Here is a 22,003-nt window from a genome sequence, read left to right on the forward strand (position 1 = left end):
GCGGGAGCCCCGCGCAGCAGCCCCTCGGTGCTCAGGTCTTCGTCTATGTCGGGCCAGTGGATGCCATAACCGCCGCCGGCAATCCGCCAGTTGTTCCGCTGCTTGGGCGTGGCGTTCAGGAGCCTCGGATACCAGGCCAGAGGCACTGTTATGGTGCGCCCGTCCATAAGGTCAACCCTCAACGACTCTTCCGTGATTTGTACATCCTTGACCCTCTCGTCAGCCCCCAGTGCCAAAATACCCATGCCAGGCCTCCATCAATTTCGATTTCTGCTCCGCGACCAGCGATTGTACCTTTCTGAGCTCCTTCGGACTGAAGCCAAAATTTCTTGCCAGGCCGACAGGCTCAAGCCAGAACTTCGCCGACAAATTCTCCCGGTCAACGTGAATATGCGGCGGCTCGTTGATCTCATGGCTGTAAAAGTAAAATCTGTATTCCCCGTGCCTCAATGCCGTGGGCATTAAATAATTATAATCCTCCGGCGTCAGGATTAACAGTTGACATCATCACAATAATACCAAAAGTAGAGAATCGCGGAAGGAAGCTGAGAACGAAGCATCTCAACTACCAGGCATGGCATTTCAAGCAGAGAGAGCTGTTATCCCCCATATGAGAGAGGTGACAAGGGCCTTTAATGACACAACGGAATACTGAGGATGCCGTAAGCGCTTGAATCGACGAAGAGAAACGCCATTTCTGGCTTTGGTCGCAGTTGGGACTCCCTCCCCCCTTGCGCTTAAATCCCCCCGTCCGTTCCCGCCGGTTCCACCTGCACGGCGGCCACCCGGTTGCGGCCCGCCTGCTTGGCCTGATAGAGGCTCCTGTCGGCGGTCTCGATGAGGCTTTCGCGGGTCATGCCCTCGTCAAGAAAGGCCACCCCCGCGCTGGTGGTGAGGCGCACGGGTGTTTCCGGCGTGCCGAACTCCACCCGGGAGATAAGCTCCCGGAGGTCGTCGGCCAGGGCCCGGGCCCGGTCCACGGGCGTGTCGGTCAGGAGCACGGCGAACTCCTCCCCTCCGTAGCGGGCCAGCACGTCGGTCTGCCGGATGCGGTCGCGGATGACGCCGGCGAACTGGATGAGCACCTGGTCGCCCAGGCCGTGGCCGTGGGTGTCGTTTACCACCTTGAAGTGGTCCAGGTCGAAGAAAGCCATCGAAAGGGGAGTGCGGTAACGGCCCGAGCGGGCCACCTCGTAGCCCAGGCGCTCGGTGAAGTAGCGGCGGTTGTAGATGCCGGTGAGGTCGTCCTTGCGGGAAAGGTCCTCCAGGCGGACGTTGGCGGCCTTCAACTCGGTGTTCACCCGCCTCAGCTCCTCCATGAGATGGTCCTTCTTCTGCGAAAGCTCGAACCGGCGGATGACCTCGCGGCAGGTGCCGGGAAGCTGCTTTATGGTGGCGACGTCCTTGACGATATAGTCCATGGCCCCCAGTTTCATGGCGCTGACGGCCACCTGCTCGTTGCCCGCGGCGGTGACCACCACCACGGGGAGATCCATGCCCAGGGCCTTTACCTGCTGCATGAGGTCCACGCCGGACATGTCCGGGAGCTTGTAGTCCACGATAAGGAGGTCCGGCGCCCCGCCGTCTTCCAGGATGCGGAGGGCCTGAGCGCCCGTGGAGGCCGTCTTTACGCGGAACCCCTCCCGCTCCAGGTAGCGCCTCTCAAGCTCCGCCATGCTGGCGCTGTCCTCGATAATGACGACGTAGCCCGGCATGGTCGGAATTTTACCATAATCCCCCGGGGCTCAGCCGTGAGCCAGAGCACTCCTGTAGGCCCGCCAGAGTCGCTCCTTGGAAACTCCGGCCTGGATGAAGTCCCAGGGGAGGATTTCGTCCCGGCCCTTCCGGCGCATGGCGTAGAAGTCCGGGTCCACCCCGGCCCGGCGCGAGGCTCCTCGCCAGTGGGCCTCGTCCCGGGCAATGGCAAGCAGGGCGCGGGCGGTCCTCCGGTCCCCCACCGAGAGCATGCCCTGCATGTAGGCGTACTTGGGGACGTCGTGAAAGACGCTCACCCCGGGGAGGGAGGCCAGCCCCTCCTTGACGAGCTTCATCCGCTCCTTCACCACCCGCATCTCCTCCATGGGATGCCACTGGAACGGGGTGGAGGGCTTGGGCACGAAGGTGGAAAGGGTAAGGACTATCTTCCCCCTGGCCGAGAGGCCCCGTATGGCCGTGACCAGCCGCACGATGCCCCGGGCGTCCTCGTCCCTCTCCGTGGGGAGGCCCACCATGAAGTAAAGCCTCAGACGGCTCACCCCCCAGGAGAAGATGCTCCCGGCCGTCTCCAGGATGTCCTCTTCCGTAATCCTCTTGTTTATCACCTCCCGCATGCGCTGGGTGCCGGCCTCCGGCGCTATGGAGATGCTCCGCTGCCCCTGGAGCAGGGCGGCCAGGGCGGCGCTCCGGGGGCTTGCCCGGAGCGAGGTGATGGAGAAGTCCACCCCGGGGATGGAGAGGACATCTTCCTTGTGGGGATAGTCCGCAAGGGAAGGGCCGATAAGCCCCACCTTCCGCGCCCTCGCCAGGGCCTCCTCCACCTCCGCCCGCACGGCGTCCAGGGCCTTCACCCTCGGGGGATTGAAGACGTGGCCCGCCAGGCAGAAGTTACAGTTCCAGGGGCAGCCCCGCTGGGCCTCCAGGAGATACATCGAGGCGAACTCCGCATCCGGCGTGATGACGACGGGCCGGAGGGCGCACCGGGAGAAGTCCCGGACGAAGCGCCTCTCTATCGTCTCGGGGGCGCCCTCCCAGAGGATGCGCCTTCGTGCGATGAGCCCACCGGGGCCGTAGTCCACGGCATAGAAGCGCGGCACATAGACGCCCCGGATGCCCGAGGCGGCCCGGCGCAGAAGGTCCTCCCGCCCCTCCGCCCTTGTGCAAGCCTCCAGGAAATCCGGCAGAAGCTCCTCGGCCTCCCCCACGAAGACGAGGTCGAAGAACTCCGCCAGGGGCTCGGGGTTGGCGAAGGCGCAGATGCCACCCATCACAACGAGGGGGTGCCGTCCCGTGCGCTCCTCCGCCCGGGGCGGGATGCGCGAGAGCCGAAGGACCCTTATGATATTGGGGTAGTCGTTCTCGAAGGCCGTGGAGAAGGCCACCACGTCGAAGCGGCCCACCGGCGTTTGCGTCTCCAAGGAGAAAAGCTCCGTCCCCGTGCGGACGTACTCCTCCATGTCCTCGGCATCCGGCAGGAAGGCCCTCTCGCAGAAGACGTCGTCACGGCCGTTTAGAAGGCCGTAGACGCCCTGCATGCCCAGGTTGGACATGCCCACGCGGTAGGTGTTGGGATACAGGAGGCAGACCCTGAGCTTCCCACCAGGCTCCTTGAAGACCGTGCCCTGCTCCCTCCCCAAAAGCGCGAGGGCCTTCTCCCTGAGCCGCCTGCTCACAGAAGTGCGATGAGGCTCATCATGGCCAGAGACCAGTTTATGTCCAGCGGCACGTGAAGCGCCGCGGAGGAATCGAACAGGAGGTCCGCCCGGGACGGGAATTCTTCGTCCCCGAGCCAGAGGATGACGGTGAGGGGTATGCGGGGCATGGGGGAAAGCTCTACCGCGGCGTCGCCGTAGCGCACCTGCCGGCCCCCCAGGGAGCGGGCGCGCGCGAGGAAACCCTCCCTGTCGGCGCCGTACTTCATGGCCAAGGGGGTGAGGGGCAGCTCGTGGGTGCCGGTGAAGAAATGATGTCCCCCCTTGAGGTCCTGGGGCCGTATGAGCCTGCCGCTCCGGCCGACCTCCTTGGCGCCCACCAGGTACCACAGGATGCTCACGTCCAGGAAGTAGCGCGTCCGGGCCCGCAGCTCCGCGGCCCCGGGGGTCAGGCCCGCGATTTCCCGCCGCGGGGGCGAGACGGCGAACTCCCATCCCAGGGAGGGCAGGACGTAACGGGCGTTTTCCTCTTCGTATCGGACCATGGCTCTCCGCGAGACCTGCTCGGGCTGGAGGGCGTCAAGGAGCTCCCAGGCCCGCTCTTCTCCCGATGCCATAGTGAAAATGATACCACAGGGGAAGGGAGGGAGGGGTCTCCCGGGGGAGAGGAGACCCCTTTGGGGGGAAGAGAGAGAGGCAGACTTACCGCACCAGGGACCTCACGTCCGGCCGTGCGGATTTCCTGAGGAAAGCGGGGACATCAAGAGGGTCGTGGCGCTTGGCCAGCTCCTCGGCCTTGAGCTCCAGGGACTTCGCAAGCACCCTGTCGGACCCCTTCGTGGTGGACGGCTCCCGGGGGATGCCGGTCCATTTCTTCACCTGGGGCAGCTCCACGGGGGAGGCCTCCTCCTGCTTGAAGCCCGTGGCGATGACCGTCACCCGCACTTCGTCATTGACGTCAGGGTCCACCACGGCGCCCACGATGATGTTGGCCTCCTCGTCGGCGCAGTCGAAGACGGGGGCGGCGGCCTCCTGGACGTCGGAGAGGGCCAGGTCAAGCCCGCCGGTGATGTTTATGAGGGCGAAGGACTGCAGAAGGGACGTGCCCTTCTCCACCACCATGGAGATGCGGTCGTTGGGGATGACAATCAGGGTGTCCACTTTCCCCTGAAGCTCCGCAAGGCCGTACTCGGCGTTCAGGGCCCGCTTGCCGCCCTCGTAGAAGAAGGGCTTCGTCACCACGGCGACGGTCAGGGCGCCCGTGTTCCGGGCCATTTCCGCCACCACGGGGGCCGCTCCGGTGCCGGTGCCCCCTCCCATGCCGGCGGTGATGAAGACCATGTCGGCCCCGTCCAGGGCCTCGGCAATGGCGTCCTTGTCCTCCAAGGCGGAGTCCCGGCCCGCCTCGGGCTTGGAGCCGGCCCCGAGCCCCCGGGTGATGCTCCTTCCTATCTGGACCTTGTAGGGCGCCATGGAGGTCTCAAGGGCCTGCGCATCGGTATTAATGGCGATGAATTCCACTTCACGGATACTGGAGGCGATCATGTTGTTGATGACGTTTCCCCCTGCCCCGCCCACGCCCACGACCTTGATGCGGGCGGCCTGCCTTTTGGAGTTCAGGACTTCTTCCAGTTCGAACATGTAAACCCTCCTTCTCTCATGATTTCATGTATCTCACGCCCGGTGTCCTCCCGGTCCTCGCCCAGGTCCGGGCGTCGAAGAGATTTTCCATCCACTGGCGGAGCCGCTCCCCCGCGGTCGTCAGCACGCCCCCGGGGGGCTGCGCCTCGACCTCGTTTCCGTACAACATGAGGCCCAGGGCGGTGGCATAGGCGGGCCCCTCCAGCCCCTGGGCCGGAGGGCCCTCCGGAACGCCCGTGCGCACCGTTATGCCCAAGACAGCCTCGAGCACCCGGTCCATTGCCGGCAGCACCGCCGAGCCCCCGGTCAGCACGGCCACGGAGCAGGTGTAAAGAAGCGGGTCGCCCAGGCCGTCCCGGAGCAGCTCGAATATCTCCTCGCACCGGGGAAGCAGTATCTCCCCCATGTAATTTCGCGGTATCGTGCGGCGCTCCCCTTCCAGGCCATGCACCTTTATCGTCGCTCCGCTCTGTCCTGCACCGGCCGGCAGGGCGAAGCCCTCCTCGTGCTTTACCCTTTCGGCCTCCTCCCGAGAGATGCGAAGCCCTATGGCCAGGTCCCCCGTCAGGTGGCTGCCCGCCACGGGGATGCTGAAGGCATGACGGAGGGTGCCCCCTTTGAAGAGGGCCACGTCCGTAGTGCCGGCACCCACGTCGATGAGCAGGACGCCGGCCTCCCTCTCGGCCTCCCTCAGCACCGCGTGCGAGGCGGCCAGCGGGCCGAAGACGGCCTCGATGACCTCCACCCCCGCGCCCTCGCAGCAGCCGAGCATGTTCTCCACGGCGGCTTGGGCCGCCGTTATGGCCATCACCCGGGCCTCCAGCCGCACTCCTCGCATTCCCAGGGGCCGGACGATGTCGCCCTGGCCGTCCAGGGCGTAGGAGACGGGCAGCGCGTGCAAAAGCTCCCTGTTCAGGGGGACGTAGAGGTTCGCCGCACTCTGCACGGCGCGCTCCATGTCCCGCCAGGTTACCTCGCCGCGCTTCACACCGGCCGCTCCGGTGCTCTCGGAACAGCGCACATGGCTCCCCGCTATAGCGGCATAGACCGCCCGTATCTTCACGCCCGAGGTCCTCTCGGCCTCGGCAAGGGCCTCCCTCACGGCCAGGGTGGCCGCCTCCATGTCCACGACCATCCCGGCCTTGAGGCCCCTGGCGGGCGCCTCCCCGGCCCCCACCACGCGCACGCCATTGCCGTGGGAGGCCGCCACGACGGCGCAGACCTTCTGAGAGCCGATATCAAGGCCCACGATGAAGGTCCCGCTCATGGCCTCGCCCCCGCCCCGGCGGGCTTGACGACCACCCGGTCCTTGAACCTGAGGTCAACGTACTGGACCTTCTCGGCCCGCCTGCGTATCTCCGGGGAAAGCTCCATGAGGCGGGCGAGCTTCTCGGCGTACATTCCCTGCCCCATGCGCACCTGCATGCCGTCGACCCGCATGGTCATGCCCTCGGCCCCGTGCTCAAAGCCCGCTATCTCCACGCTCTCCTTCTCGCGGAGGAGCCCCATATCGCGCACGGCCGAGGCCAGGGCGAGGGCCTCGGCGAAAGCCCCCTCCTTCCGGCCCGAGGCGTCCACGATAACGGGCAGGAAGGCCGGCGGCTCCCCGGCCAGTTTCTCCAGGACCCGGCCCTCCTCGTCCAGGAGGAAAAGGCCCCTGGAGTTTCTGAGGAGGGCATGGGGCACCGACTCCTCTACCTTGACGATGAGCCTGTCGGGATATTCCTTCCTGAGCTTTGCGTCCCGCACCCAGGGGGAGTGCTCAAGGTACCCGGCCATCTCCCGGGCCGGCAGCTTGAGCAGGTTCTCTCCCATCTCCACGCCCATGAGGGTCATGAGGTCCCGGCGTGAGAGCTGCGTGTTGCCCCTGAACTCCACCGAGCGGAGAGAGAAGACGCCGCTTTCGGCGACGAGATAAAACCCGCCGAGGAGTGCCAGCACAAGGGCCCCCAGGGAAAGGAGCGTGACGCCCCGGCGTCCCCGCCTTCTGTTCCGCCTGCTTGTGGACTGGCCCTTGCGCGCGCGTTTCACGACTTTTTCCCTCCCAGGGCGTCCATGAGGATGCGCTCGATGAGCGCGGGGAACTCCAGGCCGGCCCGCAGGGCAATTTTGGGGAGCAGGCTCGTCTCGGTCATCCCCGGTATGGTGTTAACCTCCAGCACGTAGGGCAGGCCGTCCTCGGGCACGAGGAGGTCCACCCGCGTGGCCCCCGCGCAGCCCAGGGCCCTGTGGGCCCGAAGAGCGGTCTCCGCGGCCAGGGAGTAGGTCTCCGGGGCAAGCTCGGGGGGCAGGACGTACTCTGTCATGCCCGGGGTGTACTTGGCCTCAAAACTGTAAAACGCCGTCTTGGGCCTCACCTCCACGCCTCCCAGCACCTCTTTTCCAAGGACGGCTATGTGCACCTCCTTGCCCCTTATGTACTCTTCCAGCAGCACCGGCCCGGCGTAAGCCAGGGCCTGCTTCACGGCCGGCAGAAGCTCCTCCTTCGCGGTGACCACGCTTACCCCGACGCTTGAGCCCTCCCGGGCGGGCTTCACCACCAGCGGGACGTCAAGGGCGGGTACGCCCTCTTCGGTGAGCACCTCGTAGCGGGGCACGCGGAGGCCGTGGAAGGCGAACAGCTGCTTGGAGACCAGCTTGTCCATGGCGATGGCCGAGGCCATCACTCCGGAGCCGGTATAGGGGATGCCCATCACCTGGAGGAGCCCCTGCATGGAGCCGTCCTCTCCGGCACCCCCATGAAGGGCCAGAAAGGCCACGTCCACCTTCTCCCCGAGGAGGGTCTCACAGACCCGCCCGTCCACGTCGATGTCCTTTACCCTGTAGCCCAGGCCGTGCAGGGCCCGGGAGACGGCCTCCCCGCTCTTGAGCGAGACGGCCCTCTCGGCGCTTGTGCCTCCCATGAGAACCCCCACGAGCATGTCCTTCCCTAGCACCGTCCCACCACCCGTATCTCGGGCTCCAGAGAGACGCCCGACGCCCTGAGAACACGCTCCGCCACCTTCTCCATGAGGGCCGTAAAGTCGGCCGCCGTGCCCTCGCCTGTGTTGACGAAGAAATTGGCATGCACCGGGCTGACCTGGATGCCCCCTTCCGCCAAGCCCTTGCAGCCCGCCTCCTCGATGAGCTTGCCGGCGGGCTCGCCGCCCTGGGGGTTTTTGAAAACGCACCCCGCCGACCACTGCCCCAGGGGCTGCCGGGACTTCTTCTCCTCCAGGTACCGCTTCATCCGTGCGGCCACGGCCTCGGGCTCGTCCTTGCCGAAGGCCATGGTCGAGGCGATGATGACGCTTCCCGCGGGAAGCCCCGAGCGCCTGTACCCAAAGTCCAGGCCCTCCTTGTTGATGATGTGTACGGTGCCCTCGGCGTCCACCACGGTGACCTCGCAGAGGACGTCCTTCATCTCGCGGCCGAAGGCGCCCGCGTTTCCGGCCACTGCGCCCCCCACCTGCCCGGGGATGCCCACCAGCCCCTCCAGGCCCGTCAGGCCGCTCTGCCGCATCAGGGAGAGAAGCCCCGCCAGGGAAAGCCCGGCCCCGACGCAGAGGACCGCCTCGCCGGGACAGTCCTCGCGGATGTCCTTCCCCGCGAGGGCGGACACCGAAATAACCGGCTCCTCAACGCCCCTGTCGCCCACCAGGAGGTTGCTCCCTCCGCCCATGGCCAGGGGCCGGATGCCCCTGGAGGCCAGTACCTGCACCACCCGGGCCACCGTCTCCCCGTCCCCGGGGACGATGTAGGCCGGGGTGGGTCCTCCCAGGCGCAGGGTGGTGTGCCCGGCCAGGGGCTCGTCGTATCTCACCTCAAGCCGGGGGAGCTCCTTCATAAGGACGGCCTTGATTTCCGCGCTCCTCATGAGCCCAGCTCCTTCAGGACGGCCTCGCCCACCTTCCAGACGTCGCCGGCCCCCAGGGTGAGCACCACGTCCCCGGGACGGGCCTCCCGGGCCACGAACCGGGCGGCCTCCTCGCCCCCGGGCATATACAGAACGCCGTCTTCGTGCCGGGCAACCTCCCTGTGCAGGGCCTCCGCCGTTATGCCTTCCAGGGGCTCCTCACCCGCCGGGTAAATGTCCATCAGAACGAGCACGTCGGCATCGCCGAAAGAGGAGGCGAACTCTCCCATGAGGTCCCGGGTCCGCGTGTACCGGTGGGGTTGAAAGACGACCACCAGCCGTCCTCCGTCCAGGGCTTCCCGGGCCGCTCCGAGGGTGGCCCGTATCTCGGTGGGGTGGTGGCCGTAATCGTCGAAGACAGCCACGCCCCGGGCCTCGCCCTTGCGCTCAAGCCTCCGGTGAATGCCCCCGAAGCCCGCCAGGGCATCCCGGAGAAGCTCGGGGCTTATCTGAAGCTCCAGGGCCACGCCGATGGCGGCCAGGGCGTTCAGCGCGTTATGCGCCCCCGGCACCGGAAGCCTGAAGCTACCGAGGCTCCGGCCGTGTAAAACGGCCTCGAAGGCCACGGACATGCCCTCGTGCGCGAGGGCCCGGGCCCTCAGCTCCGCATCGGGGGAAAACCCGTAGGTAAGCACTTTCCGGTGCACGCGGGGCAGAAGCTCCCGCACGTTCAGGTCGTCGGCGCAGACCACCGAGAGGCCGTAGAAAGGGACCTTGTTCATGAAGGAAAGGAAGGCCTCCTTCAGGTTCGCCAGGTTCTTGAAGTGGTCCAGGTGTTCGGCGTCTATGTTGGTGACCACGCCGATGGTGGGGCTCAGCTTGAGGAAACTGCCGTCGGACTCGTCCGCCTCGGCCACCATGAAATCCCCCCAGCCCAGGCGGGCGTTCGTCCCCAGGGCATTGAGCCTGCCGCCGATGACGACCGTGGGGTCCAGCCTGGCATGGGCCAGGGCGGTGGCCACCAGGCTGGTGGTGGTGGTCTTCCCGTGGGAGCCGGCCACCAGGACGGCGTACTTGAGCCTTCCCAGCTCGGCGAGCATCTCGGCCCGGGGGATGACGGGGATGCCCCGGCGGTGGGCCTCCCGGACCTCGGGGTTGTCCTCGCGCACGGCCGATGAGATGACCACCACGTGGGCGCCGTCGACGTTTTCCGGGCTGTGCCCCACGTGGATTGCAAGGCCCAGGCCGCGCAGCCTCCGCACCATCTGCGACTCCCTCGCGTCCGAGCCCGTTACCTCATAGCCCTGGTTGTGCAGCACCTCGGCGATGCCGCTCATGCCCACCCCTCCGATGCCCACCATGTGGATGACCTTGTAACGCTCAAACATTTCCGGACCTCGCCTTGACAAGGCTCAGGGCCATGTCCACGACCTTCTGGGCCGCGTCGGGCCTGCCCAGGGCGCGGCAGTGCGAGCGCATGTCCGCCCGCAGGTCCTCGGACCGGTAAAGCTCCGCGATGTGCCCGGCAAGGGCCTTGCCGGTGAGCTCCCGTTCGTGGAGCATCCGGCAGCCCCCGTTTTCCAGGAGCTTCCGGGCATTGAACTCCTGATGCCCCGCCGCATGGGGATAGGGCACCAGGACGGACGGACGGCCCAGGGCGGTTATCTCGGCCAGGGTGGTCGCCCCGGCCCGGCAGATGACGGCGTCCGAGGCGGCATAGGCCTCTCCCATCTGGTGGATGAAGGGGGCCACCATGGCCTTGAAACCCATGTCCCTGTATATCTTTCTCACGCGCTCGTAGTCCTGCTGGCCCGTCTGATGGAGAAACTGCACGCCGTCTCGGACGTCCAGGAGATGGTGCAGGGCGTTCAGCACGGCGTCGTTTATCCGCGAGGCCCCGGCGCTGCCGCCCAGGACAAGAAAGGTCACTCTCTCGCCCTCCAGCGAGAAGAGCTTGAGGGCCGCGCCCCTCTTGCCCCTCAAGACCCCGGACCTTACCGGGTTTCCCGTCAGCCGGGACTTCTCCTTGGGGAAAAAGGCCAAGCTCTCGTGGTAGGTGACGGCCACGGAATCGGCCATCTTCCCCAGCACCCTGTTTGCCAGCCCCGGCACGAGGTTCTGCTCCATCACCAGGGTGGGGATGGACTGAAGCCGGGCCGCCGCCACCGGCGCGAAGGAGACGTACCCGCCCGTCCCCACGACCACGTCGGGCCTCAGCTCCCGGTAGACCTGGGAGCACGCCCGCATGGAAGCGAGGACGACGAAAAGGGCCACGGCCTTCCTCACCGGAGACCTCCCCAGAACAGCGGCGCTCCTGACGTAGCGGATGGGATATCCCTCCCGGGGGATGACCCGCGCTTCGATGCCCGTCTCCGAGCCGATGAAGACCACCTCCGCTCCGGGCTCCCGCTCCAGAAGCTCCTGGGCCACGGCCACGCCGGGGAACAGGTGCCCGCCGCTTCCTCCTCCGGCGATGACCACCCTCACCGCACCCCTCCGTAGATGGACCGCCGCACCTTCTTTCTCTCGATGAGGACGCCCAGGTCGTCGACCGGGGGCGGCGGGGCGGGGGTTCCCTGCCGCGAGAGGTTCAACAGCAGTCCCACGGCGAGCATGTTTATGAGGAGCGAGGAGCCTCCGTAACTGATGAACGGCAGGGGAAGTCCCTTGGTGGGGAGCATCCCGGTGACCACGCCGAAGTTGACCAGCGACTGAAGGGCTATCATCAGGGAAAGGCCGGAGGCCAAGTAGTAAGTAAACCGGTCCGTGGCGGCCATGGCTATGCGAAGGCCCCGGAGGAAGATGAAGCAGAACAGGGCCACCAGCGACGCGGCCACGACGAACCCCAGCTCCTCGCCCACCATGGAGAAGATGAAATCCGTGTGGACCTCGGGGAGGAACTCCAGCTTCTGGCGGCTTCTGCCCAGCCCCAGGCCCCAGGCCCCGCCGCTTCCCAGCGCGATGAACGATTGGACGAGCTGAAAGCCGCTGTCCTGCGCGTGCTTCCAGGGGTTGAGAAACGAGGTCAGCCTCTTCAACCTGTAAGGCTCCATGGCCAGCTTCAGGAGTACCGGGGAGGCCATGAGCACGAGAAAGGCGACGTAGCGAAGGCGGACGCCGGAGAGAAAAAGCATCGCCAGTGTCAGCACGGCCAGGCTCACCGTTGCCCCGAAGTCCGGCTGCTCGAGGAAGACCAGTTGAAACGCCCCCGCGACGCCCAGGGGCAGCAGGAAGTGGCTGAACCTGTCCGGACGGTAGCCGGGCCGGGACATGTAGCGGGCCAGGAAGACCACCATGGCGAGCTTCACAAGCTCGGAGGGCTGGAACGTGGTGGGCCAGAGGCGTATCCAGCGCCGGGCCCCGCCGGCCTTGACCCCGATGCCGGGGACGAAGACCAGAAGCAGAAGCACCAGCGCCAGGCCGAGCAGGGGGATGGACCACCTGCTCAGAAGGTCCGGCCGTACCCGGTAGGCGGTGTACATGCCCGCAAGCCCCATGGCCATGGCCGAGAGGTGCCGCCTGAAGTAATGAAACTCCGTGACGTTGCGCGCCTCCATGGCAGGGGTGATGACCGAGGTGGAGCTGTAGATCATGAGGGCCCCGAAGCCCAGGAGGGCCAGGGTGCTCAGGAGGAGCCAGCGGTCGTATGGACGCTCGTATATCACAGCTCCCCCACGGCCTCCTTGAACCGCCTGCCCCTGTCCTCGAAGTCCTGGAACATGTCGAAGCTGGCGCAGGCCGGGGAAAGGAGCACCATGTCCCCCGGCATCGCCGCCCGTGCGGCCTTCAGGACGGCGTCCCTCATGTCCGCGGCCATCGTGCAGGGAACCGCCCCTGAGAGGGCCGCGGCCATCTTCTCCCGGGCCTCGCCCATCAGGACGAGGGCGCGGCAGTGCGCTCCCACCAGGGGGACAAGGGGCGCGAAGTCCCCTCCCTTGTCCCTGCCCCCGGCGATAAGGACGACCGGCGCGGCGAAGCCCTCCAGGGACTTCATCACGGCGCCCACGTTGGTCCCCTTGGAGTCGTTTACGTACCGGACGCCGCGCACCTCGCGGACGAACTCCAGCCTGTGCTCGAGGCCGGGGAACTCCCGGAGCGCCCGGCGGACGGCCTCCCTGGGGCATCCGGCCAGAAGCGCCATGAGGGAGGCCGCCATGGCGTTTTCCAGATTGTGCTCGCCCTGAAGGGCCATCTCTTTCTGGGCGATGAGCTCCTCCGGCGCGCCCCGGTTGGTGAAGACGACGCCCCCCTCCGCATGGATGCCGGGGACGGCGGCCATGCGGCTGAAGAAGCGCACGCCGGTCTTCCGCGCAAGCGGCGAGGCGGCAATCTCCAGGCACTCCGGGTCGTCGGCGTTCAGGACGAGGACGTCGCCCGCCTCCTGGTTCAGGGCGATGCGCTCCTTGGCAAGCCTGTAGTCCCCCAAGGAGCGGTAGCGATCCAGGTGGTCGGGCGTGACGTTCAGGACGGCGGCCAGGCGGGGGCGGAACATCCGGATGGCCTCCAGTTGAAAGCTCGACACCTCCACCACCACGCAGTCCACCCCCGGGAGGCCGGGCTCGCCGTTTGAGCGCGCCAGTATCTCCGTGGAGAGGGCGTTTCCGATGTTTCCGGCAAGGAGGCTCCGCCTGCCGGCGGCCTCCAGCATCTTCTCAAGGAGGCTTACCGTCGTGGACTTCCCGTTGGTCCCGGTGACGGCGTAAAAGGGGATGCCGCAAAGGACGCGCCAGGCAAGCTCAAGCTCCCCGATTATCTCCACGCCCCGCTCCCGCGCCCTCCTCAGGGGCTCGATGGAAAGGGGGACGCCGGGGCTCACCACGATGAGGTCCGCCTCATCGAGGAGTGCCTCCGGATGTCCGCCCAGGGCCAGGTCCACACCCGGGGAGAGGTCCTTTATCCGCTCCCTCAGGTCCTCCTCCCGGCGGATGTCCGTCACCGTGACCTTCTCGCCCTGCCGGAGAAGGAGGTTCGCCGCTCCCGTGCCGCTTCTGGCAAGCCCTATGACCACCGCCCGGGACACGCTAGCGCACCTTGAGGGTCGCCAGGCTCAACAGCGCCAGGACGATTCCCACAATCCAGAACCGCACGATGACGCGCGGCTCCGGCCAGCCCTTCAGCTCGAAGTGGTGGTGAATCGGGGCCATCTTGAATATCCTCTTGCCGGTCAGCTTGTACGAGGCCACCTGAAGCACCACCGAGACGGTCTCCATGACGAAGATGCCCCCCACCACGGCCAGGACGATTTCCTGCTTGGAGATGACCGCCAGGGTGCCCAGCATCCCCCCGAGCCCCAGGGAGCCCACGTCCCCCATGAAGACGTCCGCCGGGTAGGCGTTGTACCAGAGAAACCCTATGGCCGCGCCGAACATGGCCCCGCAGAAGACGGTCAGCTCCCCCATGCCCGGCAGGTAAAGCACCTGCAGGTACTCGGCCAGGGCCCGGTGCCCGGAGATATAAATGAGCACCCCGTTGGCCAGCACGGCGATGGCCACCAGGCCCACGGCCAGGCCGTCGATGCCGTCGGTGAGGTTCACCGCGTTGGAGGAGCCCACGATGACGAGGATGGCGAAGGGGATGTAGAACCACCCCAGGTCGAAGAGCCACTTCTTGAAGAAGGGCACGCTCAGCATGTCGGAGTACGGGTCCCGGGGGTTCACGAAAAGGAAGAGCCCCAGCGCCAGGGCCAGCAGTATCTGCAGGCCGAACTTCGTCCGCGCCCGAAGGCCCCCGGAAGTGCGCCGCTTGATCTTCAAGGCGTCGTCGGCAAGCCCGATGGCCCCGAACCCCAGCATGGCGGCCACCATCATCTGGACGTAGATGTTCCCCAGGTCCGCCCATAACAGGACGGCCACGAGGATGGAGACGACGATGACCACCCCGCCCATGGTGGGGGTGCCGGCCTTCTTCCGGTGGTTCTGGGGCCCGCAGCCCCGTATCTGCTGGGTCAGGCTCAGCGAGCGCAGCCGCTCGATGATGGCCGGGCCGAAGATGAAGGTGATGGCCGCCGCCGTCAGCACCGCCAGGGCCGTCCGGAAGGTGATGTACCGGAAGACGTTCAGCGGCGAGTAGTAGTCGTGCAAGCTCAAGAGCAATTTATAAAGCATGGGAACGCGTCCTTTTTCCTTTCTCTCCGGTGTCGTCCCGGCCTTCCAGGATGTCCTCCATGCGCATGCCCCGGGAGCCCTTGATGAGGATGGTGTCGTCCCCGGCGAAGCTCTCCATGAGTGCTTCCCGCGCCCGAGCGGCGTCCTGGACGATTATGGCCCTGCCCCCGGCTGCCATGAACTCCTCCGCGGCCGTCCGCATGAGCGGGCCCACGGCCACGAAAAGGTCGATGGGGAACCGGGCCATCCAGCGCCCCAGGCGGCGGTGGGCCTCCTCTGCATAGGAGCCCAGCTCCAGCATGTCGCCCAGGACGGCCAGGGCGCGGCGCTTCCTCAGGCGGACAAGCTCCTTCAGGGCCTCCTCCATGGAGGCCGGGTTGGCGTTATAGACGTCGCTCAAGACCATGGCCCCGGCCAGCTCCTTGACCTCGAGGCGCATGGGCACGCCCTCGAAGCGCTCCAGGCCCTCTTTAACGGCCTCCATGTCCATCCCGAAAAGGGCCCCCACGGCCGCCGCCGCAAGGGCGTTATAGATGTTGAAAGCCCCCGTCACCCCGAGGCTCACCGGCATGCTCCGGCCCCCGGCCTCCAGGCGAAACACGCAGTGCCTCTCCGCGCACTCCACCCCGGTGGCGGCCAGGTCGGCCTCGCCCTTCATGCCGAAGGTGAGGAGCCTCCCGCCGAAGCCCCTGATGCCTTCCATGAGGAACTGGTCGTCGGCGTTGACGGCCGCGGCCCGCACGGAATCGAGGAGCTCCATCTTGGCGGCCCGCACGGAGCCGATATCCTGGAACCCCTCGATGTGGGCGTGCCCGATATTTGTCAGGACCCCGTAGTCCGGGAGGGCTATTTCGCAAAGCTCCCTGATGTCCCCGGGGGCGCTGGCCCCCATCTCCAGGACGGCCACCTCGTGCTCTCCTGTGAGGCCCAGGAGGCTCAGGGGAAGGCCTATCTGGTTGTTGAGGTTGCCGGTGTTCTTGAGGACCCGGAACCGGGTGCTCAAAATGGAGGCGGCCATCTCCTTGGTGGTGGTCTTGCCGTTGGTCCCGGTAACGCCTACCACGGTAACGCCGGTCTTCCGCCTCAGGTAACGGGCCACCGCCTGCAGGGCCTTGAGCGTATTGGAGACGTGTATAATCACCTTGCCCGAGGGCGGGCTTGCGGGAGGGACGCTGACGATGGCGCCGCTTCCCCTCTGGAGGGCCTCGCGGACGAAGTCGTGCCCGTCAAACCGCGCCCCCTTCAGGGCGACGAAGAGCTCCCCGTCCCCGATGGTCCGGGAGTCGATGGAGAGGCCCGCGACCCCGTCGGGCCTGCCCGAGAGGAGCCTCCCCCCGGTGGCCTCGAGGATTTCCCCGTAGGTCAGGTGCGCCATGCGGAGCCTCCTTTCCTGGCCCGCGTCAACGTGGCCAGGACGGCGCGAACGGTCTCCCTGTCGCTGAAGGGCAGCCGTCTGCCGGCGGCCTCCTGGTACTGCTCATGTCCCTTTCCCGCGATGAGCACGGTGTCCATGGGGCGGGCCTCCGACAGGGCCTGCCCTATGGCCTGGGCCCTGTCGGGCACGATGCGAAAGTTCTCCTTTGCCGCCCCGGCCGCGATTTCGCCGATGATGGAGAGGGGCTCCTCGCTCCGGGGGTTGTCGGAGGTGATGAAGACCAGGTCGCTCAGCCGCGTGGCCGCCGCGCCCATGACCGGGCGCTTGGACCGGTCGCGGTCGCCGCCCGAGCCGAAGACGGTTATGACCCTTCCCCCGGTTATCTCCCGGGCGGTCTCGATGAGCCTCTCCAGGGCGTCCGGCGTGTGGGCGAAATCGATGACGCAGAGGAAGTCCTGCCCTTCCTGGACCTTTTCGAAACGGCCCTCCACCTGCCGCATCCGCGCGATGCCCTCCAGGACGTCTTCCCAGCGCACCCCCACGGCCACGGCGGCCCCCGCAGCGGCCAGGATGTTGCTGACGTTGGGCAGCCCCGCCAGGGAGGAGGCCACGGGGTAACGCCTTCCGTCATGCACGAGGACGAAGGAGAGGCCGTCGCCCGTCAGGCGCACGTCCGCGGCCCGCAAATCCGCATCCCGATGGATGCCGTAGGTAACCCGGGGCCCCGGGAGGCTCGCCTCAAGCTCTCGCCCGTAGAAGTCGTCCGCGTTCAGGACGGCCGTCCCCGCGAAGAACTCCTCGAAGAGCCGCCGCTTCGCCCCGAAGTACTCCTCCATGCTCCGGTGAAAGTCCAGGTGCTCGCTGGTGAGGTTCGTGAAGACAGCCGCCTCGAACCGCGTAAACTCCACCCGCTTCTGGACCAGGGCGTGGGAGGAGACCTCCGTGACCACGTCGGTGCAGCCCCCGTCCTTCATCTGGCGGAGGATGCCCTGAAACTCCGGGGCCTCCGGCGTGGTGAAAGGAGCGGGGATGCAGATGTCCCCGTAGCAGTAGGAGATAGTTCCCAGCATGCCCGTCTTTCTTCCCGAGGCCTCCAGGATGGAGCGGAGGAGGTGCGCCGTGGTGGTCTTTCCGTTGGTTCCCGTAACGCCGATGACCGACAGCTCGCGGGAGGGCCGGCCGTAAAAGACGTTTGCCATGTGAGCCAGTGCCTCCCTGGTGTCGGAGACCACGGCATAAGGGACGCCGGCCTCCGGGCGGCTCTCGGCCAGGATGGCCGCAGCACCCCTGTTGAGGGCATCGCCCACGTAGTCGTGCCCGTCGGCCGCCCCTCCCCTGAGGGCCACGAAGAGGTCTCCCGGCTCCACCCGCCGGGAGTCGTACCGGATGGCCCTGACGGGCGTGCCCATGTCGCCCCGGCTCTCCGCCACCGTGAGCCCTTCAAGTAGTGCGCGCATGTCCATATCTCAGTGATAATCCTTCCGCATCGTCCGGACCACCAGGACGTCGTCGCCGAAGGTGTCCTCCCGGGGCACGTTCAGGTAGGCCAGGGTCTGGCGGGCTATCTCCCGGAACACCGGGGCCGCCACCAGTCCGCCGTAGTACTTTCCGTGGGGCTCGAAGAGCACCACGATGAGGGCTATCCGGGGCCTGTCGGCGGGGACGAAGCCCACGAAGCTGCCGGCATACTTCTTATGCGAGTAGGTCCCCGTCTCCGGGTCGACGAGCCGTGCGGTGCCCGTTTTGCCGGCCACGGTGTTGCCGTCCAGATGGGCCCCCATGGCCGTTCCCCCTTTCTGGGTGACACCCACCAGAATGGTCTTTAATATGGCTGCCGTCCTCCGGGTGATGGCCCTCCTCCCCTGGGACTTGTCGGCCTCATAGAGGATGTCCCCCTCGGGAGAGATGACCCTGGCCACCACGTGGGGCTTTATCATGTAGCCCCCGTTGGCCACCGCGCAGTAGGCCCTCAGCAGTTGCAGCGGCGTGACCGCCACCTCGTAGCCGATGCTCATGGCCGCCTTCGTGGTGCCAGACCACTGCTTGGGAGGCTTGACCACGCCGGCGGCCTCCCCGGGCAGGTCGACCCCCGTTTCCTCGCCGAAGCCGAAACCCCGGACATACCGGTAGAGGGCCTCGGCCGGGAGCATCTCGCTCATCATCACCGTGGCCACGTTCGAGGAGGTCTTCAGGACCTCGCCGAAGGAGAGAATCCCCTTGTTGTGCACGTCCCAAATGGCCTGCCTCCCCACCCGGATGAAGCCCTGGCTGGCGTCGAAGATGGTGGTGGTGTCCACCACGCGCTCCTCCAGGGAGGCCGCCGCGGTGATGACCTTGAAGGTGGAGCCGGGCTCGTAGGTGTCGGTAATGGCCCGGTTGCGGCGCGCGGAGGCCGGGTAGTCCCCGGGGTCGTTCAGGTCGTATGTGGGCACATTGGCCATGGCCAGTATCTCTCCGGTTTGGGGGTTCATCATGACGGCCGTCCCCCATGCGGCATGCCACTGCTCGACGCCCTTCGCCAGTTCCTTCTCCACGATGTACTGGAGGCCCTCGTCCAGCGTCAGAACGAGGCTGTTGGCCTGCGGGTCAAACTGCACGCCCTCCGAAAGAGTCCTCCCCAGGGCGTCCCTGTGCACGCGGACTTTCCTCTGCCTGCCTTTGAGGCTCTTGTCGTATGCCAGCTCTATGCCCTCCAGGGGCTGGTTGTCCACCCCCACGAAGCCGATGACGTGGGAGGCCAGTGCCCCCTTCGGATAGTACCGGACCATCTCGGGAAGAAACCCCACGCCCTCGAGGCCCAGGGCCCGCGCCGTCCGTGCCGTCTCCGGCGGCAGGTTCCGGGCCACCCAGACGAAGCCCTTGTCCGAGATGAGCCTCCGAAGCACGGTGGCGTAGCTCGCCCCGGTCGCCCGCGCCAGGGCCCGCGCCGTCTCCCTGGGCTTGCGCACCTGGCGGGGGTTGCAGTAGACCGAGAAGGTGTCGACGTTGACGGCCAGCTCCCGGCCGCGCCTGTCGAAGATGACTCCCCGGCCCACCAGGAGGTCTTCCTGCCCCAGCTGCTGGTGCCTGGCCCGGGCCGCCAGCTTCTGGTGGTCGAGCAGCATGAGGTCGCCGAGCCGGAGGACGACAACGGCAAACCCGAAGATGACAGCAGTGCTCAGAATGACCGCCCGTTTGTCCATACGCGCCCTTTTCCCCCGAAGGGGCGCTTACCTCCTCAGAGATGCGGCGTACGGGACGCTCCCCTTGTCCCTCTTCACATAGACGACCTTCTCTCTGTCGGGGAAGACCATGCCCATGCTGCGGTCCTCCACCTCGCGGATGCTCCTCAGGGAGGCCAGGTCCGCCTCCAGGAGCTTTCTTTCCTTGAGGGCCTGGGTCTTGCGCTTCTCCAGGGAGCCGATGTCGTACTCCATGGAGGTGATGCTGGAACGCATCCACACCAGGCCGAAAACACCCACCAGGAGGAGGGAGACCAGGGCAGGCTTCACCACGAAAGACCACACGGGGCTCTCCCTTCGATACCTCATCGCACCGCCTCCGCCGCCCTGAGCTTCGCACTCCTTGCCGAGGGGTTGCTCAGCACTTCCTCGCGCCGCGCAACCACGGGCTTTTTGGTGAGGACCCGCAGGCTCCCCTTCTCCTTCTCTCTCCGCATGAAATTCTTCACCGCCCTGTCCTCCAGCGAATGGTACGCGATGACCGCCAGCCTGCCCCCCGGCTTCAAGAGGGCCAGGGCCTGGGGAAGGCCGCGCTCAAGCTCCCCGAGCTCATCGTTGACGGCCATCCTGAGGGCCTGAAACGTCCGCGTAGCCGGATGGGTCCTGCCGCGGCGGGGAAGGACCGCGCTGACGACCTCCGTCAGCTCCCGGCAGGTGGTCAGGCGCTTGTGCTTGCGGGCCTGGACGATGGCCCTGGCCACCCTTCGGGAGCGGGTCTCCTCCCCGTATGTGTAGATGAGGTCGGCCAGCTCCTTCTCGGACCACGAATTCACGATGTCCTCCGCCCGGAGGGCCTGGCTCCGGTCCATCCGCATGTCCAGGGGGGCGTCGGAGGCAAAGCTCATCCCCCGCTCCGGGGCTTTCATCTGAAGCATGGAAACACCGAGGTCCATGAGAACGCCGTCGGCCTCCCGGAGGCCCTCTTCCCGGAGGACCTGCCCCATCTCGCCGAACCGGGCCTTCCGGAACCTGCACCGCCCGTCCCCGAGCCGCTCCCGGGCCAGGGCCAGGGCTTCCTCGTCGCGGTCCAGGCAGTACAAAGCCCCCTCCCGGCCCAGGTGCTCCAGTATCCGTTCGGAGTGCCCGCCGGGGCCCACCGTCGCGTCAACGTACACGCCGTCCTCCCTCACGTCCAGAAACGCAAGCGTCTCCTCCGCCATGACCGGCAGGTGCTGTTGAGGTCTCATCCCTAGAGTCCAAAATTGCTGAGTGCGGCTTCATACGCCTCCAGGTCTATCCGGGAGAGGTCGTTCACCTGGTCCCACATCGTCCTGTCCCAGACCTCTATCTTGTCAATCTGCCCAACGATGACCACTTCCGCGTTGAGGCCCGAGTCCTCCCTGTGGGCCGCCGGCACCAGGACCCGGCCCTGCTTGTCCAGCGTGAGGGAGACCGCCGAGGCGATGACCCGCCGCATGTACAGCCTCACGTTCCTGTCCATCCTCGGCAGGACCCGGACCCTCTCGGCCAGGGCGAACCATTCCTCCTCGGGGTAGATGTGCAGGCAGTGCTCCGACGGCGCGTTGGTGATATAGAGGTTGGGGCTTGCCCGGCCGGCTATGATGTCCCGGAAGGGGGCCGGTATCATGAGCCTTCCCTTCGGGTCCAGGCTGTAGTAATATTTTCCGGAGAACGCCCTCATTCATCCTCCACTTTCTACCACTTTCTACCACGGTCAATATTAGGGGCAGCGGAGGGATGAAGTCAAGAGAAAAATCAAAGACTACCAAGCGAAACAACATCTTGTGCCTCTCAGCCTTCAGGCACCCCTACATGGCGTATTTGCTTCACAGACTGACGGAAAAAGGCGCGGGAATGAAGGTGATAACAAATATGACGAGTGCCGCCCAACCTGCCAGCTTCCTCCGGGGGTCCAGAGGTTCCTCCCAGTATATCACGGGGGGGTGTCCCAGGCCAATCACCAGCATGAGACCGGCCCATACGGCCCACCCGACCCAGAAGAAGGAAAGCCCCACCAGCACCGCGACCAGCGCCATCCCCACCCGCCTGTGCAAAGGACCCAGAAAGGCGAAGGATATGTGCCCTCCATCGAGCTGGCCCACGGGGATGAGGTTCAGGCTCGTCACGAAGAGCCCCAGCCACCCGGCGAAGGCAACCGGGTGGAGGAAGATCTCGTGGCCCTCCGGCACGGTGCCCACGGTGAGCTTGGTCAGGGCGGCAAAAAGGAGCGAGTCCCCCACTGTCAGGGCGCCCTTGGCGCCCGCCTCGACAGTGACCACGCGGGAAAGGAGCAGGCCCGCCACCGAGGCGATGACTGAGAAAAAGAAACCCACCATGGGGCCCGAGGCCCCGATGTCCACAAGCGCCTTCCGGCTCCGGATGGGGCTTTTCATCTTGATGAAGGCCCCGAAGGTGCCGATAAGCGTCGGGGCGGGGATGAAGTAAGGGAGCGTGGCCTCCGTGTGGTGCTTCCGGGAGGCCAGGTAGTGGGAGAACTC

The 22,003-nt window shown here is 66.4% G+C and carries 22 protein-coding genes; all 22 read right to left on the minus strand.

Annotated features, from left to right (window positions below; translation table 11 throughout):
• The coding region (locus P8Y39_07915; GenBank protein MEJ2192260.1) for a DUF2442 domain-containing protein at positions 1-245 on the minus strand (245 nt) is incomplete at its 3' end.
• Positions 220-462, minus strand: coding sequence for a DUF4160 domain-containing protein (locus tag P8Y39_07920; GenBank protein MEJ2192261.1), 243 nt, complete (start codon positions 460-462; stop codon positions 220-222). The genes P8Y39_07915 and P8Y39_07920, both read right to left, overlap by 26 nt.
• Before the next feature lie 275 nt (positions 463-737).
• Positions 738-1,715, minus strand: coding sequence for a diguanylate cyclase (locus P8Y39_07925; protein ID MEJ2192262.1), 978 nt, complete (start codon positions 1,713-1,715; stop codon positions 738-740).
• 30 nt (positions 1,716-1,745) lie between these two features.
• Positions 1,746-3,389: a radical SAM protein gene (locus tag P8Y39_07930; protein MEJ2192263.1), complete on the minus strand. Its 1,644-nt coding sequence runs from the start codon at positions 3,387-3,389 to the stop codon at positions 1,746-1,748.
• Complete coding sequence (locus tag P8Y39_07935) at positions 3,386-3,985, minus strand: DUF3786 domain-containing protein (GenBank protein ID MEJ2192264.1); 600 nt, start codon at positions 3,983-3,985, stop codon at positions 3,386-3,388. Before P8Y39_07935 ends, P8Y39_07930 begins: the two co-directional genes overlap by 4 nt.
• 85 nt (positions 3,986-4,070) lie before the next feature.
• Entirely contained in the window at positions 4,071-5,009 is a 939-nt protein-coding gene (locus P8Y39_07940) for a cell division protein FtsZ (protein MEJ2192265.1), read from the minus strand.
• A gap of 16 nt (positions 5,010-5,025) precedes the next feature.
• Positions 5,026-6,276, minus strand: coding sequence for a cell division protein FtsA (gene ftsA / locus P8Y39_07945; protein ID MEJ2192266.1), 1,251 nt, complete (start codon positions 6,274-6,276; stop codon positions 5,026-5,028).
• Positions 6,273-7,040, minus strand: a complete 768-nt coding sequence (locus P8Y39_07950; GenBank protein MEJ2192267.1) for an FtsQ-type POTRA domain-containing protein — start codon at positions 7,038-7,040, stop codon at positions 6,273-6,275. The genes ftsA and P8Y39_07950 overlap by 4 nt, the downstream gene beginning before the upstream one ends.
• Positions 7,037-7,930: a D-alanine--D-alanine ligase gene (locus P8Y39_07955; GenBank protein MEJ2192268.1), complete on the minus strand. Its 894-nt coding sequence runs from the start codon at positions 7,928-7,930 to the stop codon at positions 7,037-7,039. Before P8Y39_07955 ends, P8Y39_07950 begins: the two co-directional genes overlap by 4 nt.
• An 8-nt stretch (positions 7,931-7,938) precedes the next feature.
• Positions 7,939-8,865, minus strand: coding sequence for a UDP-N-acetylmuramate dehydrogenase (gene murB, locus P8Y39_07960; protein ID MEJ2192269.1), 927 nt, complete (start codon positions 8,863-8,865; stop codon positions 7,939-7,941).
• The gene (murC, locus tag P8Y39_07965; GenBank protein ID MEJ2192270.1) at positions 8,862-10,232 is read right to left on the minus strand and encodes a UDP-N-acetylmuramate--L-alanine ligase; all 1,371 of its coding nucleotides are present in this window, start codon (positions 10,230-10,232) and stop codon (positions 8,862-8,864) included. The genes murB and murC overlap by 4 nt, the downstream gene beginning before the upstream one ends.
• Positions 10,225-11,331 carry an undecaprenyldiphospho-muramoylpentapeptide beta-N-acetylglucosaminyltransferase gene (gene murG / locus P8Y39_07970; protein ID MEJ2192271.1) on the minus strand — a complete coding sequence of 369 codons (1,107 nt, stop codon included), beginning with the start codon at positions 11,329-11,331 and terminating at the stop codon, positions 10,225-10,227. Before murG ends, murC begins: the two co-directional genes overlap by 8 nt.
• The gene (gene ftsW / locus P8Y39_07975; GenBank protein MEJ2192272.1) at positions 11,328-12,509 is read right to left on the minus strand and encodes a putative lipid II flippase FtsW; all 1,182 of its coding nucleotides are present in this window, start codon (positions 12,507-12,509) and stop codon (positions 11,328-11,330) included. Before ftsW ends, murG begins: the two co-directional genes overlap by 4 nt.
• The gene (gene murD / locus P8Y39_07980; protein MEJ2192273.1) at positions 12,506-13,864 is read right to left on the minus strand and encodes a UDP-N-acetylmuramoyl-L-alanine--D-glutamate ligase; all 1,359 of its coding nucleotides are present in this window, start codon (positions 13,862-13,864) and stop codon (positions 12,506-12,508) included. The genes ftsW and murD overlap by 4 nt, the downstream gene beginning before the upstream one ends.
• Before the next feature lies 1 nt (position 13,865).
• The gene (gene mraY, locus P8Y39_07985) at positions 13,866-14,948 is read right to left on the minus strand and encodes a phospho-N-acetylmuramoyl-pentapeptide-transferase (protein ID MEJ2192274.1); all 1,083 of its coding nucleotides are present in this window, start codon (positions 14,946-14,948) and stop codon (positions 13,866-13,868) included.
• Positions 14,938-16,323 (minus strand): UDP-N-acetylmuramoyl-tripeptide--D-alanyl-D-alanine ligase, encoded by a 1,386-nt coding sequence (gene murF, locus P8Y39_07990; protein MEJ2192275.1) that lies wholly within the window; start codon positions 16,321-16,323, stop codon positions 14,938-14,940. Before murF ends, mraY begins: the two co-directional genes overlap by 11 nt.
• Positions 16,311-17,780 carry a UDP-N-acetylmuramoyl-L-alanyl-D-glutamate--2,6-diaminopimelate ligase gene (locus tag P8Y39_07995; GenBank protein MEJ2192276.1) on the minus strand — a complete coding sequence of 490 codons (1,470 nt, stop codon included), beginning with the start codon at positions 17,778-17,780 and terminating at the stop codon, positions 16,311-16,313. The genes murF and P8Y39_07995 overlap by 13 nt, the downstream gene beginning before the upstream one ends.
• A 9-nt stretch (positions 17,781-17,789) precedes the next feature.
• A complete protein-coding gene (locus tag P8Y39_08000; protein MEJ2192277.1) occupies positions 17,790-19,505 on the minus strand; it encodes a penicillin-binding protein 2 in 1,716 nt (571 codons plus the stop codon).
• A 27-nt stretch (positions 19,506-19,532) separates the two neighbouring features.
• A complete protein-coding gene (locus P8Y39_08005) occupies positions 19,533-19,853 on the minus strand; it encodes a hypothetical protein (GenBank protein ID MEJ2192278.1) in 321 nt (106 codons plus the stop codon).
• The gene (gene rsmH / locus P8Y39_08010) at positions 19,850-20,731 is read right to left on the minus strand and encodes a 16S rRNA (cytosine(1402)-N(4))-methyltransferase RsmH (protein ID MEJ2192279.1); all 882 of its coding nucleotides are present in this window, start codon (positions 20,729-20,731) and stop codon (positions 19,850-19,852) included. The genes P8Y39_08005 and rsmH overlap by 4 nt, the downstream gene beginning before the upstream one ends.
• A gap of 2 nt (positions 20,732-20,733) precedes the next feature.
• Positions 20,734-21,186 (minus strand): division/cell wall cluster transcriptional repressor MraZ, encoded by a 453-nt coding sequence (gene mraZ, locus P8Y39_08015; GenBank protein MEJ2192280.1) that lies wholly within the window; start codon positions 21,184-21,186, stop codon positions 20,734-20,736.
• 145 nt (positions 21,187-21,331) lie between these two features.
• Positions 21,332-22,003 (minus strand): site-2 protease family protein (locus tag P8Y39_08020; protein ID MEJ2192281.1); only part of this gene is annotated, 672 nt, incomplete at its 5' end.

The sequence above is a fragment of the Nitrospirota bacterium genome (assembly GCA_037386965.1).
Classification (GTDB): domain Bacteria; phylum Nitrospirota; class Thermodesulfovibrionia; order Thermodesulfovibrionales; family JdFR-86; genus JARRLN01.